The following is a 14227-nucleotide window of genomic DNA, read 5'->3' on the forward strand; positions in this document are numbered from 1 at the left end:
TTGTTCAAAAAATCCACTTTTGATCATGAACGGACTATTTGAAAACGAACTATTGGCGGCATTCCCCTCTTAAACTCCCGCTCAAAGACGGGATTTTATCCTATGGATTCGTCAATTCCAATCTATCGCTATTGCTTCACGTTGCCGCGATTAAGCGCCGTAACGCCGGTGCGTGAAAGCTCGCGGATACCGTAAGGCTTAAGAAGCTCGGCCATTGCGTCAATCTTCTCCGTATCGCCGACAACTTGAACAATCAACGAATGCGTGCCGATATCGACAACGGCGGCGCGGAAGGTTTCCACAACGCCCAGAATCTCGGGACGGGAAGCCGGCTCCGCTTGCACCTTGATTAGCGCGAGCTCGCGGGCGACCATTGGATTCGAGCTGATATCCACAACCTTAATAACATCGATAAGCTTGTACAATTGCTTCGTAATTTGTTCAAGCGTATGGTCATCGCCGGAAGTGACGATAACCATACGGGACAAACCTTGCTCTTCGCTGGTTCCTACCGTAATGCTTTCAATATTGAAGCCGCGGCGCCCGAACAGACCTGATACACGCTGCAGAACGCCTGGCTGATCATTCACCAGCACGGAAATCGTATGCTTCTTCATTCTGCATCCCCCATGATCATTTGATCGATAGTGCTGCCCTGAGCAACCATCGGATAGACATTCTCGTCGCGTCTTACCACGAATTCGACGACTGCGGGTCCCGGATGCTTCAGCGCTTCCTCCCATGCCGTACGAGCCTCTTCCTTGTTCGTCGCGCGGAAGCCTCTTACGCCGTAGGCTTCGGCCAGCTTTACGAAATCCGGACTTCCCGCCAGATCGATGTGACTGAAGCGATTCTCATGAATAAGCTCCTGCCATTGTCTAACCATGCCGAGCACCTGATTGTTAATAATCGCAACCTTGACCGGAATATTGTTGATTGCGCATATCGCAAGCTCCTGCGCGCACATCTGCATGCCGCCGTCGCCATTAATCGATACGACTACGCGATCGGGATTGGCCATTTGCGCGCCGATTGCGGACGGGAAACCAAAGCCCATTGTTCCGAGTCCGCCCGAAGTTACCCACGAACGCGGTTTGTTGAATTTATAATATTGCGCCGCCCACATCTGATGCTGACCGACATCGGTCGTTACGACAGCATCGCCGTTCGTTGTATCATGAATCATCTCAATGACCCATTGCGGCTTCAGCTCCGTCTCGGAATCGATATACGTGAATGGGTATCGCGCTTTCGATTCTTGCAGACTCGCTCTCCACTCGTCAGCCTTATCCGCTCTTACCGCAATCTTGTTCACAAGCTGAAGCACGGTCTTCACATCGCCGACGATCGGAATGTCTGTCGGCACATTCTTGCCAATCTCTGCCGGATCGATGTCGATATGCACGATCTTGGCATGAGGCGCGAATCCAGCCAGCTTCCCGGTTACGCGATCATCGAACCTCGCGCCGATATTAATGAGCAGGTCGGCGCCCTGCAGCGAATTATTCGCCGTATATGTGCCGTGCATGCCCGGCATGCCGAGCCAAAGATCATTGCCGCTTGGGAAGCCTCCGAGTCCGAGCAAGGTTGTCGTGATCGGAATTTCCGTCTTCGTAACGAATTCAAGCAATTCCTCATGAGCTCCCGAGTATACGACGCCGCCGCCGGCGAGAATAATCGGCTTCTTCGAATCCCGAATCGCTTGAACCAGTTTGTCAAGCTGAAGCTTATTAGGCGTTACTGTCGGATTATAGCCGCGAACATTGACCGCTGTCGCAGGCTTGAACAACGTTTTCGCCGCCGACACATCCTTCGGAATATCGATCAAGACCGGCCCTTTGCGGCCTGTATTCGCGATATGGAAGGCTTCGTGAATAATGCGCGGGAGCTCCTCCACATTCCGCACCAGGTAGCTGTGCTTTGTAATCGGCATCGTGATGCCCGTAATATCCGCCTCTTGGAACGCATCTGTGCCGATCAGCGTCGAGATAACGTTTCCTGTAATGACCACCAGCGGAACCGAATCCATGTAGGCCGTAGCGATCCCCGTAACCAGGTTCGTCGCTCCCGGACCGGATGTCGCGATGCATACGCCTACCTTGCCGCTCGAGCGGGCATAACCGTCCGCCGCGTGAATCGCTCCCTGTTCATGTCTCGTAAGCACATGATTGAAGTCCGGATTGCCATGCATTGCATCATATATATAGAGAACCGCTCCGCCCGGGTAGCCGAAGACACAATCAACATCTTCGAGCAATAAGCTGCGAAGCAAGATCTCCGAGCCGGAAATCACCTCGGGCTTTGCGAGCTTCTCCATTAATTGTTCCTTAGACTTTAGATCAATACTTTGTGTTGTTGCCACTGCAGATTCCTCCTCTCAAGGTGAAACGGCGGTTGTCGCCGAAAGAGCGACTCGCGCGAGTTTCATTCCGGAACATTTGAATTGGACATTCAAGCTTAGCAGCCATTCAAATGCCGAAAAAACAAAAAAACCTTTCGATCCCTCAGCTTATGCAAGCTGACAGGGACGAAAGGTATATCTTCCGTGGTACCACCCAGATTCGTTATACATTTCGCAATGTACAACCTCCATAGGTAAGAACGCTGTGCACATATCGACGTTCCACCATTGGCACTTTAACGCTTGCCCTGCGATGCTTCCTAATAGGCAACAGAATTGCTTTTCAGAAGGATAGCTCCGAGGTGAGCTCGTAGAAAAGGGGTATTGGCGTCGGTTGCAGCTGTTCCGAGCGCTCTCTGAGCAACATGGCCCTTAACACTTCGTCCTCATCATTGCTGATTACATAATAGATACGACTTTTCATTATTATATTCCCAAACTTCACATCCGTCAAGAACCATAATCATGACAATCGCTTTAAGCGCGAGAGCAATATTCCCTCTTGCAACATAGAATAGTGTAGCCCTATTCGGGCAATCTCATGCAGGCGATGACAGTTCATCTCTGCGGAAAGGGATGCTGGACATGATTCGAGCAAGAAATTCCCGAATTGACGATAAGGAGATGGTTCGCCTCATTCAAACGGAGCTCATTCCGATGTCGCATACGGCAAGGCCGCTTGACGCGCACATGATTAGCGAGCTCCCGAGGCGCTTCAGGAGAGGCGTTACTTATGTAGTCTCCGAATCCAGGCAGTCCAAGCCGGTCGCTTTCGTGCATCTGGAGAAATGGGGCAGCGAGTTGCTTATTGACATGCTGGTGACGCATCCGCAATATCGCGGCATGCATTACGGCAGCGCGTTAATGGCTAAAGCGGAAAGCTACGGCAGGTCTCAACAATGCCTCTCCGCCCGGCTTTATGTCGATGACATCAATGACAGAGGCCTCCGCTTCTACACGAAGCTCGGCTATCTGACAACGGGTTATATCGCCGGGCTAAGATGCTATGAATTAATCAAGCCGCTCGTCCCGCGGCCGCAGCAGCTTTTCCGATACGAGGGAACCGCCCTTTCGCGACGCTCAGATGGATTTGCCGCGCCGTTCCCACACTTGCCCTCTGCAGTTTCCTTGATGGAATTTGATTTTCTCCGACCTTGGGATTCTAACGAAGACTCATAACGTTAAACGCCTGAATCTCAGGCCTGCATGTATCTAACGAAAATGGGTATCGTTATTTCATCAAAACGAGCATGTTCGCTACCCGAAACCATGAAATAAGACGATAGATCTTCGATAGCTTGGCATAGGATGCCTTTTTAGGGTCTTAACGTTATCAGGCTTCGTTAGCGCTCCGCCTGTCTCCATCAAAGCCGCTTATCGAGATCCTTCCGTGATAATCAACCTGCAGCTTTGTAAGCATCTTATAGCTTATATCGCCTAAAAAGTCATGTTTTCGTTACTCAAAATAGTATACGCTGTACTTGCAAAAAAGCCTCTTCCGGCTCCGCTTAAGCTGCGCGGATTCGGAAGAGGCTTTATGCTGCGCGCGGCATGCGACGATGCTACGCGTTGATTTTTTGTTTGGCGATGCCTGCCAGGGAATTGAACGAAGTCAGATCGTTCACTGCCAGATCAGCCAGCATCTTGCGGTTCACTTCAACGCCCGCAAGCTTGAGGCCGTGCATGAATTTGCTGTAGGACAAGCCGTTAATGCGAGCAGCCGCATTAATACGAACGATCCATAATCTGCGAATGTCGCGCTTCTTGTTGCGACGATCGCGGTAAGCGTACATTAAGGATTTGCCTACTTGCTCCTTTGCCGTTTTAAACAGACGGTGTTTCGAACCGAAATAACCTTTAGCCAGCTTTAAAATTCTTTTGCGACGACGAGTGCGGACAAAGCCGCCTTTGACTCTTGCCATGAGTGGAAACCTCCTGTAGGTTGATTATTCTTATCTTTACGATTTATTTCATGTTGGAAAGGCCTTGCTTCAAACGGCGAACATCGCCCGCTGCCATAAGCGGCTGTCCGGCAAGAACGCGCTTTTGGCGGCCGGATTTATGCGAAAGCAGATGATTTCTGTAAGCTTTGTAGCGTTTCACTTTACCCGTACCGGTAATTTTGAAGCGGTCTTTCAGACTGCTGTGCGTTTTCATCTTTGGCATTTCAGTTATCCTCCTTATTGTTTATCCGCTAGTGCTAGGTGTTGCTTTTGGGTGCCAAAATCATAATCATGCTCCGGCCTTCCAGCTTTGGAGCGCGCTCGACATTGCATATTTCGGCAACTTCCTTGGAGAGACGATCAAGAATTTTCTGTCCGATCGAAGCATGGGTAATCTCCCGGCCCCGGAAACGGACGGATGCTTTGACTTTATCGCCCTCGTTCAAGAACTTAACAACATTCTTGTACTTGACTTGATAGTCATGCTCCTCAATATTGGCGCGGAACCATACTTCCTTCAGATCCACGATCTTCTGATTCTTGCGCGCTTCCTTCTCTTTCTTCTGCTGCTCGTAACGGAATTTGCCGTAATCCATAATCCGGCATACCGGCGGCTTCGCCGTCGGCGCAACGTTCACCAGATCCAGATTGAGGTCAATTGCAAGCTGCAACGCTTCTCGAATGGATTTAATGCCGATTTGCTCGCCTTCCGCGCCGACCAAACGAACCTCTCTGGCCCGGATTTCATCATTGACTTGATGTTCTCTGCTAATAACGTGCCACCTCCAAATGGGAATACTTGCTTATACACACAAAAAAATGCGGATTCTCACGAACCCGCATCTCATAACCGCTCATTGATTCTGCTCATGTCAATCCATACGATTGATCAGCATACCATTTCGATTATCGCAAACCAGTCAGCAAAGCCGAAAGGTGAGAAGCGGGTGCTTCTTCTTAAGCGTTAATAAACATAACACTAAACGACTATACCATATGCAAATAGGCAATGTCAACAGCAATCAGGTTTGTTTGCTTTGCACTTCTTCAATCCGAACCACTCGCGTATGCTGCGTATGGCTCCATGTCTTGTTATTCTGGGTGAAGAAAGCGTAGAACGTAATCGGCCACCAAGATACAAGGAAGAACGGCAGCGTCAGGAAATGCGCGTACATCTTCCAGGATTTCACTCTCTCGATGATCAGCGCGGCAGGGAATTGCAGTACGGTCGCGGCGGCGGCAACAGCGATCAGCCAAACGGGCAAATAGCTGTAAAGCGAATGAATGGAATCCCCCGTCGGCAGCGCCATATCGACCCACATCACCGCGGTCAGCACGAAGCCGAGCAGCGTGTTGTAGACCGAGAACGAATAAATAGCGGCGTCGAATTTCACAAGATTGCGCTCCTTGATGCTCGCCCACAGCAGCGGAAAGAAATAATTGCGCGCCACGTTGAAGTGGCCCTGCATCCAGCGCAGCCTTTGTCTGGCCGAAGCTCTGAACGAAACCGGCTTCTCGTCGTACACCTTCGCGTCGTAATTCAGTATGGGATTAATGCCGCGCTTGATACAACGCATCGAGAACTCCAAATCCTCCACCAAGCTAGTCGCGCCCCAGCCCATCTCCTTCAGCAAACCGGACTCGAGGCACATGCCGGTGCCCCCGAGGAAATTGCTCATCTTCAAATTCGTGCGCGAGAGCTGCCATAAGCGGTTGCAATACCAATACGTAATCGCGTATGCGGCAGTAACCCACGAATCATCCGGATTTTTCGTATCGAGATACCCTTGAATCACTTGATGACCTTCGCACAGATCGTCATTCATCAGCGACAGGAAATCGGTGTTCACCAAATTATCGGCATCGAACATGACGACCGCGTCGTACTGGCGCGGCATGCCCCACAGCTCCTTCAGCATCCACTCAATAGCGTAGCCTTTGCCGCGCAGATGATAATCTGTTCTCTCGCAGGCGTGAACGCCCATGCTCCGGGCGATCGATGCCGTTCCATCCGTGCAATTGTCGCAGATGACGAAGATATCGAAGAGCTCCTTCGGATAATCCAGCCTCTTCAAATTCTCGATCAGCGCCCCGACAACCTGCTCTTCATTGTGCGCCGCGACAAGCACGGCGAAGGACTTCTGCGGCGCATGACGTTTCCGGCTCTTGTTCTTCATGAATCCGAACATCGACAAAGCGAATTGATAGACGGCGACTGAAGCGAGAACAACCTGAAACATAATAAACACAATACTAAACAACATTCGGTGATGCCCCCTTTTTGAAACCCTTTTTAACCACATAAGAATTTATACGTTTTTTCAGGAAACGAAACATAAATTCCTATTGGCGGTAAACCTCCCGCTGCGCGGTTTTCTTTTCCGGCATCTGCTCTCGCTGACTTAGATCCCGCGAGGCGGCCGATTTTTTTAGTTAGTTATGCGGGATTCAATTCACTGATTTTCCTCTGAAACCCATTCTTTTGTCAAAATCAGAAATTGACTCAATAGCGCTTAATTCCGTCGGAAAAACGCTTGTATGAACGGAAAGGAATCATTTCCCCTCCTTTTGCTTCTCTTCTTTCTTATTCTGAGCCAAATCCTGCATTTTTAGCACAATCGTCCCGCATTCTTCCCCGACTATTAATTTTATTTAATTTGTCGCATATCCGTATGGCTCTTGCGCCAGCCGGAAGGCTGACAAGAACGAACGCAAGCCGCAAGGAGCTCCTCGAAAATTCGGCTCCAGGATTGCTCCAAGCTGTGCGAATGGGCATTTCGTCCAAGCTCAAGCAGCTTTGCCGGATGTTTGTACGCATCCTCCAGCGCGGCGCTGAAGCTTTCCGCATTGCCGGTCTTGCACAAATAGCCGTTCCAGCCGTCCTTCACCGTGTCCAGCACACCTCCCCGATCCGCGCAAATGACAGCTGTGCCGCATGCCATCGCTTCAAGCACGACATTGCCAAAGGTCTCCGTAGGAGACGGGAACAGCATGACGTCGGAAGCAGCATACCAGCGTTGCAATTGCTGCGGAGACGCAAAGCCGACAAACCGCGCATCGATCCCTTCTCTTCGACATTTCTCCTTCAAAGCCGGAGCCGAAGGACCGTCTCCCGCAATAATCAGCACAGCCTCCGAACATGTCGATTGCTGGAATCGGCGAAACGCATCAAGGGCAGTCTCGACATTTTTCTCGGGAGCGAGCCTCCCCGCATAGCTGACCAAAAACGGGCAATTCCCGAGCCCGTGCTGCTCCAATTGCTCCTTTCGATTCACAAGCGGGTGAAAGATGGTTGAATCGACGCCCCTGCTCCAAATGCCAAGGCGCTCGATGTCCCAGCCGCGCAGCGCCAAATCGCTGAACGTATTCCGGGAAGGAACGAATATTGCCCTGCAATCACGATGAAACCATTCCATATACCTCCATAACAGCTTTTCCATCCATTGCAGATTGTAAAACGACAAGTAGTGATCAAAATTGGTGTGATAGGAGGCAATAAGCGGTATCTGATATTTGCGGGCGTAGTGAATGCCGCATAGACCGAGGTTGAAAGGAGTGGCCACATGGATAAAATCCGGCTTGAACAATTGAAGCTCCGTGCGAATATGTCCAAGTCTCGGCAACGCAAGCCGACATTCCGGATACAGAAAGAAGGGAAGGCTCGCAAATCTCTCTACCGGGCTCGCTTGGGGAGTCCTCTGCCCCGATGTCGCAGGCTCGGGCGCGAATACCTTGCACGCAATGCCTTGACTCTGCAAATAGTCCGTCCATCTGCCCAGCGTTCTCGCAACGCCGTTGACCTCCGGCGCGTACGTATCCGTAAATATCGCTACTCTCATCTTTTTCGCCTCCGATTCGCCGGGAGCGCGCTTCTCGCGCAGATCTCCGAAGCTGATAGCTTCATCATAGGGGGCATATGTTTTCCGGATATTATCCGTTTATGAAGCATTCATTAAGAGGGATTGTTTAATATGGATTTATTGCTGCGTTAACTCTCCCGCAATAAATCCATGTTACAATGAAGGCAAGAGAGAGAGTCATTCAAAACTTCAGGCTTCAACACGGGGAAGGATGATTGATTATGGATCGAATGATCTCATGGATGAGAACGAGGGAGCAGCGCATGCTGATTTGGGCCAATCGCAGATTGCCGGGCCGCAGATGGCATCGCGTGACCGATAAATGGCTGAGCACGGTAACGCATATGGGCGGAGCCACCTTCACCTTGCTAAGCGCAATGCTGCTCGCACTGCTGGCTCCCGCTCCATGGAGCACCGCTGGCTGGCAATGTTTGACCGCGGTCATCATCAGCCATATTCCGGTCGCCATCGTGAAGCGTCGATTTTCCAGACTTCGGCCTTATCAGGCTATCCCGCAAGTGAATACATGTCCGAAGCCGCTTCAGGATTCTTCATTCCCTTCCGGACATACTACGGCTATTTTCGCATGGACCGTCCCGCTCTTGCTCTCGGGAGCGATGATGCTGGCTTTGCTGGCTCCGATTGCAGTATTTCTTTGTTTGTCGGTTGGATGGTCGAGAATGTATCTCGGCCTGCATTATCCTTCCGATGTCGCCGCGGGCGCGATCGTCGGGTCTTTAACGGCCTATGCCGTCAAATTTTTCTGGATGGCGCCATCCGCGCTCTAAGGTGCAGCAATAATAATCATTCTATTACAAAAAGAAGGAGCGATAACCGACTCTGCTCGGCATCGCTCCTTCCCTCTGTACGGGCTCTCCATAGGGAGGAGACCGCATTCAGACTTGCTCTTCCTCCGGTTGCGCGTCATGCCGATCGGCTTCCGCTTCTTCCTCACGCGACGCGTTCTGCTTTCCTTCACGATGCCGTCTCAACGCCTCTTCTCCGATGACGGCCTCCACCCGATAAATATTCTCTCCCCGCTCCATGAACTTCATCTCGTATTCGGTGAACACCAGATCCTCACGCGGAGCATCCTTATGAAGATGAAGCGAGATATTCCGCATCACAAGCTCCATGTCCGCAAAGCTGTTCAGCGAAAATTCAAACAAGGACTGTGAGTCCGTCTTGAAGTGAATTTCGCCATTGCCGTTTAGAATCTCCCTGTATTTGGTCAAGAATCGCCCGTGAGTCAATCTTCTGCGGGCATGCTTGGCCTTCGGCCATGGATCGCTGAAGTTCAGATAAATACGCTCCAGCTCCGCGGGCGCGAACATGCTCTCAATGCCTTCGATATTCGCGCGAAGCAGCGCCAGATTGGGCGGCGAATCCACGCCCTTCTCTTCCCAGGCATCGCGCGCTTTCTCGCTTGCCCGGCGCAGCAATTCATCGTACATATCGACGCCGATGAAGTTAATATGGGGATTTCGCACGCTCATCTGCGAGATAAACCTTCCCTTACCCATTCCGAGCTCAACATAGATGGGATTGTCGTTCCCGAAGAACGCGCTCCATTTGCCGCGATGCAGCGTCGCGTCCAGCACAACCAGCTCCGGCTGGCCCTCCAGACTCTCGCGAATTCCTTTTCTTCCTCTTAAACGCATATTTAATAGCTCCTCCGTGTTTCGATCACTGTCCTTCAACCTAATCAGTCCTTATTGTGCCCAACTCGCCGCGAATTGTAAAGAGCAAACTGCCCAGGATTGATTCCCGCTTCTTGCACGCAAAGAAAAAGCCGCAGTCCCGCAGACCGCAGCTTCGTTATGTTCGCATCTTATCTCTGATGAACTAGTTAAGCAAATCGTATGGAATCGGCCCGTCATCGTTCAAAGCCTCGCGCTTGTATGCATCCTCGAGCACGGAATTCAGCTTCTTCTTCGCGGATATTCTTATCTCATGGCCGGCATAGAAGTGCAGCCCCGACAACGCCATTAATTCCTTCACAGTCAGCTCAACGGTTACTTTCTCATCGCCATGCGGAACCTTTGTTAAATTCATCTCACATCACCTCATCGATTTGATAGTTTGAATTTCCAATTAATCGACATTTCATGTGTGCGGTTACAAATAGGCTATGTCAGGTATATTCATTAATTTGTCGCACTTTTAATTTAACACATCATGTTAGGTATTGCAAGCCCAAAGCTTATATTTTAATATTTGATTTCCAGTTTTCCCGGATTCCGAACAATCCTTAACGACTTATCGAGAAAACATGGCTTTTCACCTTCATTTTCGATAAAATGAAGGTTGAATGTTTGGAAAGAAGGGAAATTCATGATTGTGCCAAATGCTTCATCTTCGCCAGATAAGACCCCCCTCCTCTGGGGAGACAAAAAATTTCATACATGGAACTACGAGATGCGCGAGCAATTCGGCGGAAAGGTGTTCAAGGTCATGCTTGACGCCGGCTTTACCTGCCCGAATCGAGACGGCTCCATCGCCAAGGGGGGCTGCACGTTCTGCAGCGCGAGAGGATCGGGAGACTTCGCGGGCCGCAGACGGGATGATCTCGTAACGCAATTCAACACGATTCGCGACAGACAGCATGCGAAATGGCCGCAGGCGCGATATATCGGCTATTTCCAGGCCTACACGAACACCTACGCGCCAGTCGAAGAGCTTCGCGAGTATTATGAAGTCATTCTGCAGCAGCCGGGCGTTGTCGGCTTATCCATCGCCACCAGGCCCGATTGCCTGCCCGACGATGTAATTGACTATCTTGCCGAGTTGAACGAACGAACCTATCTCTGGCTTGAGATGGGGCTGCAAACCGTACACGAATCCACCTCCGAGCTGATTAACCGCGCGCATGACACCGCCTGCTACGAGGATGCTGTAAGAAGACTGCGGAAGCGGGGCATCCGCGTCTGCACGCATATTATCCACGGCTTGCCGCAAGAGACGCATGAGATGATGCTTGAGACGGTGAAGGCCGTATCGCGTATGGACGTGCAGGGTATCAAGATTCACCTGCTTCATCTCATGAGGAAGACGCCGATGGTGAAGCAATATGAGGCTGGGTTGCTGCGCTTCCTTGAACAGGATGAATACGTGAAGCTTATCGTCGATTCGCTCGAGCTGCTGCCGCCCGAGATGATTGTTCATCGCTTGACAGGCGACGCCCCGCGAGATCTTCTGATCGGCCCGATGTGGAGTCTGAAAAAATGGGAAGTGCTGAATGCGATCGACGATGAGCTTAATCGCCGCCGCACCTGGCAGGGCCGCCTCTGGCAGGGGGAGGCTTAGGGCCTATGGGATTCTTATCGGTGCTGAGCATGGCGCATAAGTGGATTGCGGAGCGCGTCGCGGCGGGAGACGCCGTCATCGACGCCACGGCAGGCACCGGCGTAGATACGCTGAAGCTTGCCGAGCTTGTCGGCGCGAAGGGAACGATCTACGCCTTCGATGTCCAGCAGGAGGCGTTGGAGCAGACAAAAGCCAGACTGGACCGGCAGTTGGAGCCGGACAAGCATCCGCAGCTTTATCTGCTGCTGCGCGATCATGCCCTTATGGTGGAAGCGTTGGATGACGCGCTGTTCGGGAGAATAGCCGCCGTCATGTTCAATCTCGGCTACCTTCCGGGAGGCGATGCATCCATTATGACGAAGCCGGCCTCTTCGATTCAGGCGCTGGAAGCGGCGTTGACGCTTCTGCGAGCCGGGGGCATCGTCACCTGCGCGCTCTATCCCGGACATGCGGGCGGCGATTCGGAGGCCGCCGCCGTTGAGGCATGGGCGGCAGCGCTGCCCTCGGACAGAGGGCAGGTCGTGATGTATCGGCAATTGCAGCGAACAACCGCGCCGTATCTCATCGCGATCGAGAAGCGAGGATGACGGAGCGCGAACAAACCATTATTTTTTTCAAAATTGGAGAGGAGAATGAATGATGGCCGTAAGCAAAATTGAGCATCTGGGCATTATGGTAACCGAACTGGAAAGGTCGATCGCCTTCTACACAGAGGTGCTCGGCATGGAGCATACCTACACGCTTCCTCATACGAACGGCGTGATCAAGCTCGCCTTCCTGTCCTTCCCGGGCAGCACGGAAACGGAAATTGAACTGATTGAGAATTACAACGGCAATCTTCCCGCGGAGGGGAAGGTACATCATGCTGCGTTCACGGTGGATGATATCGAAGCCGAATTCGAGCGAATCCAATCGCTTGGAGTTCCGCTGAGGGATACGGAGATTACAACTTTGCCTAACGGCGCAAGATATTTCTTCCTATACGGACCCGACGGCGAGCTTCTGGAGCTGTTCCAACCCGGCAACAAAAAATAGCTTCATTCAAAAAACAGATAGAATGGGAGAGAAACGCGATGACAATCAAGCCTTATCCATTGCAGTTCAAAGCGGAAATGAAAGAAAGAATCTGGGGAGGACGCGCGCTCGAGCAATTCGGACTGGAGCTGCCCCCTGGCGTGATCGGCGAAGGCTGGATGATCGGCGATCATCCGAACGGCATTACGTCCGTGATGAACGGCCCCCTGTCAGGGAAGGGACTCGATGAAATCCGCGAGGGATTCGGCAAAGAATGGTTCGGCGAGAACGGTTATAAGGAGAACGGACGATTCCCGCTGCTGATCAAGCTGCTCGATTGCAACGACGATCTGTCCATTCAAGTGCATCCTACGGACAGCTATGAAGGCTTGCCTCCAGGAGAGCTTGGCAAGACAGAAATGTGGTATGTGCTTGACGCAAAGCCCGGCGCGAAGATCATCTACGGCTTGAAGGACGGCATCGACCGCGGCGCCATGGAAGAGGCGATTCGCGAAGGCAGGGTCATGGATACGATGCAGGAGGTTCCCGTTGAAGCAGGCGACGCCTTCTACATCCCCGCCGGCACCGTTCATGCGCTTTGCTCCGGCGTATTGGTAGCCGAAATTCAACAAAATTCGGATACAACGTATCGGCTGTTCGATTATAACCGTCCCGGACTGGACGGCAAGCTGCGCGAGCTGCATATCGAGGATTCCTTGAATGTCATCGCATACGAAGGCGCAGGAGCGGCCCGCATGAAGACCGATGGCGTGAAGCCTGGCGAATGGCTGACGATCGCCTCCTCTCCGTATTTTATCGTTGAAAAGGGCGTTGTCGAAGGAAGCTTGAAGCTGTCTACAGCAACGGATAGCTGCGTCATTCTGGTTATCGCGGAAGGCGAAGGAAGCTTGAACTGGGAGGGTGGCAGCCAGACTGTGAAAGCAGGAGAATGCTTCCTCCTGCCTGCGACGCTCGGCGCGTATGAATTAGACGGAAGCATGACCGTTCTTCGGAGCGTCATTCCTTCCCCAACTGCGTAACCCGCATCCTCCGGCGAACAGCCGGGTTGCTTCATGAAAACAGAGAAGGCTGCGCATCATTCCGGCAATCGGAAGATGCGCAGCCTTTATATTTGATTTGCTAAGAGGATTTTGAATTTGCTCCGGGTTCGTTTTGCATGCTGTAGAAGAACTGCGTGTAGCGTTGAAACCACATCCGCCACTCCTTCTCTCTGGATTCCAGTTGCCCGCCGTCCAGCAGCGTTCCAATCACATCCAGACATACATGCCAACCGGCCAAATCCTTCGGCGTATGATCGGTAATCTTGTCAAGCTTCTCGACGAATATCAGATGACAGCCCGCTTCTCTTCCATATAACTCGAATCTCACCAGATCCTTATCCCAAGTGAATTCCAGCAGGGAGCCCTCCGCATAATCGACGATATCCATGTTCATGGAGGTGCCGTCCTGCATCTGGAAACGCATTGTCCCGCCCTGCTTCAGCTCCATGGCGCGAAGCTCGGGAAACCACCGCGACAGCTTGTCATTGACCGTCAACATCGCCCATACCTCTTCGGCGGAATGCTTGAAATCTCGTTTCATCGTTGCGGTATAACCGGTATTCGTCTGTTCCACTACAGCCAACATAGGAATCCTCCTCATCTCATAGGGATCTCTCTATCATAGCATCATGCGGAGCGTTG

16 protein-coding genes are annotated in these 14227 nt (G+C 51.8%); 6 read left to right on the forward strand and 10 right to left on the reverse strand.

Annotation, left to right across the window (positions count from 1 at the left end; all coding sequences use genetic code 11):
• Positions 1–128: 128 nt before the first annotated feature.
• Positions 129–617: an acetolactate synthase small subunit gene (gene ilvN, locus HFP08_RS13005; RefSeq protein ID WP_168121027.1), complete on the reverse strand. Its 489-nt coding sequence runs from the start codon at positions 615–617 to the stop codon at positions 129–131.
• A complete protein-coding gene (gene ilvB, locus HFP08_RS13010) occupies positions 614–2317 on the reverse strand; it encodes a biosynthetic-type acetolactate synthase large subunit (protein WP_168121142.1) in 1704 nt (567 codons plus the stop codon). Before ilvB ends, ilvN begins: the two co-directional genes overlap by 4 nt.
• 669 nt (positions 2318–2986) lie before the next feature.
• On the opposite strand from ilvB, the gene HFP08_RS13015 reads away from it, so the two are divergent.
• On the forward strand, positions 2987–3580 hold the full coding sequence (locus HFP08_RS13015) for a GNAT family N-acetyltransferase (RefSeq protein WP_168121028.1): 594 nt from the start codon (positions 2987–2989) through the stop codon (positions 3578–3580).
• Between the two features lie 383 nt (positions 3581–3963).
• Here HFP08_RS13015 and rplT read toward each other — a convergent pair whose 3' ends face one another.
• The 5 genes from rplT to HFP08_RS13040 form a co-directional block, all read right to left on the reverse strand.
• Positions 3964–4323, reverse strand: coding sequence for a 50S ribosomal protein L20 (rplT, locus tag HFP08_RS13020; RefSeq protein WP_168121029.1), 360 nt, complete (start codon positions 4321–4323; stop codon positions 3964–3966).
• 43 nt (positions 4324–4366) lie between these two features.
• Positions 4367–4567, reverse strand: a complete 201-nt coding sequence (gene rpmI / locus HFP08_RS13025; RefSeq protein ID WP_168121030.1) for a 50S ribosomal protein L35 — start codon at positions 4565–4567, stop codon at positions 4367–4369.
• Between the two features lie 34 nt (positions 4568–4601).
• Positions 4602–5117 carry a translation initiation factor IF-3 gene (gene infC, locus HFP08_RS13030; RefSeq protein ID WP_168121143.1) on the reverse strand — a complete coding sequence of 172 codons (516 nt, stop codon included), beginning with the start codon at positions 5115–5117 and terminating at the stop codon, positions 4602–4604.
• A gap of 249 nt (positions 5118–5366) precedes the next feature.
• Entirely contained in the window at positions 5367–6605 is a 1239-nt protein-coding gene (locus HFP08_RS13035) for a glycosyltransferase family 2 protein (protein ID WP_168121144.1), read from the reverse strand.
• A 387-nt stretch (positions 6606–6992) separates the two neighbouring features.
• Positions 6993–8183: a glycosyltransferase family 4 protein gene (locus HFP08_RS13040; RefSeq protein ID WP_168121031.1), complete on the reverse strand. Its 1191-nt coding sequence runs from the start codon at positions 8181–8183 to the stop codon at positions 6993–6995.
• A gap of 242 nt (positions 8184–8425) precedes the next feature.
• On the opposite strand from HFP08_RS13040, the gene HFP08_RS13045 reads away from it, so the two are divergent.
• Positions 8426–8992 (forward strand): phosphatase PAP2 family protein, encoded by a 567-nt coding sequence (locus HFP08_RS13045; RefSeq protein WP_168121032.1) that lies wholly within the window; start codon positions 8426–8428, stop codon positions 8990–8992.
• A 108-nt stretch (positions 8993–9100) separates the two neighbouring features.
• Here the strand turns inward: HFP08_RS13045 and trmB are convergent, their stop codons facing one another.
• Together trmB and HFP08_RS13055 are read right to left on the reverse strand one after the other, a co-directional pair.
• Complete coding sequence (gene trmB / locus HFP08_RS13050) at positions 9101–9865, reverse strand: tRNA (guanosine(46)-N7)-methyltransferase TrmB (RefSeq protein ID WP_168121033.1); 765 nt, start codon at positions 9863–9865, stop codon at positions 9101–9103.
• Between the two features lie 184 nt (positions 9866–10049).
• Entirely contained in the window at positions 10050–10259 is a 210-nt protein-coding gene (locus tag HFP08_RS13055) for a hypothetical protein (RefSeq protein ID WP_168121034.1), read from the reverse strand.
• A gap of 279 nt (positions 10260–10538) precedes the next feature.
• Between HFP08_RS13055 and mnmL the strand changes: the two genes are divergently transcribed.
• From mnmL to HFP08_RS13075, 4 genes are read left to right on the forward strand one after another with little or no spacing between them, the layout of a single operon-like run.
• Positions 10539–11510, forward strand: a complete 972-nt coding sequence (gene mnmL / locus HFP08_RS13060; RefSeq protein WP_168121035.1) for a tRNA modification radical SAM protein MnmL/YtqA — start codon at positions 10539–10541, stop codon at positions 11508–11510.
• A gap of 5 nt (positions 11511–11515) precedes the next feature.
• Entirely contained in the window at positions 11516–12097 is a 582-nt protein-coding gene (gene mnmM / locus HFP08_RS13065) for a tRNA 5-(aminomethyl)-2-thiouridylate-methyltransferase MnmM (RefSeq protein WP_168121036.1), read from the forward strand.
• Positions 12098–12149: 52 nt separating this feature from the next.
• Positions 12150–12545, forward strand: a complete 396-nt coding sequence (locus HFP08_RS13070) for a VOC family protein (protein ID WP_168121037.1) — start codon at positions 12150–12152, stop codon at positions 12543–12545.
• 38 nt (positions 12546–12583) lie between these two features.
• The gene (locus HFP08_RS13075; protein ID WP_168121038.1) at positions 12584–13564 is read left to right on the forward strand and encodes a type I phosphomannose isomerase catalytic subunit; all 981 of its coding nucleotides are present in this window, start codon (positions 12584–12586) and stop codon (positions 13562–13564) included.
• 100 nt (positions 13565–13664) lie between these two features.
• On the opposite strand, the gene HFP08_RS13080 is transcribed toward HFP08_RS13075, so the two are convergent.
• Positions 13665–14171: an SRPBCC family protein gene (locus HFP08_RS13080; protein ID WP_168121039.1), complete on the reverse strand. Its 507-nt coding sequence runs from the start codon at positions 14169–14171 to the stop codon at positions 13665–13667.
• Positions 14172–14227 lie beyond the last annotated feature (56 nt).

Origin of the sequence: Paenibacillus sp. HB172176 (assembly GCF_011947265.1) — a bacterium.
Lineage (GTDB): Bacteria > Bacillota > Bacilli > Paenibacillales > Paenibacillaceae > Pristimantibacillus.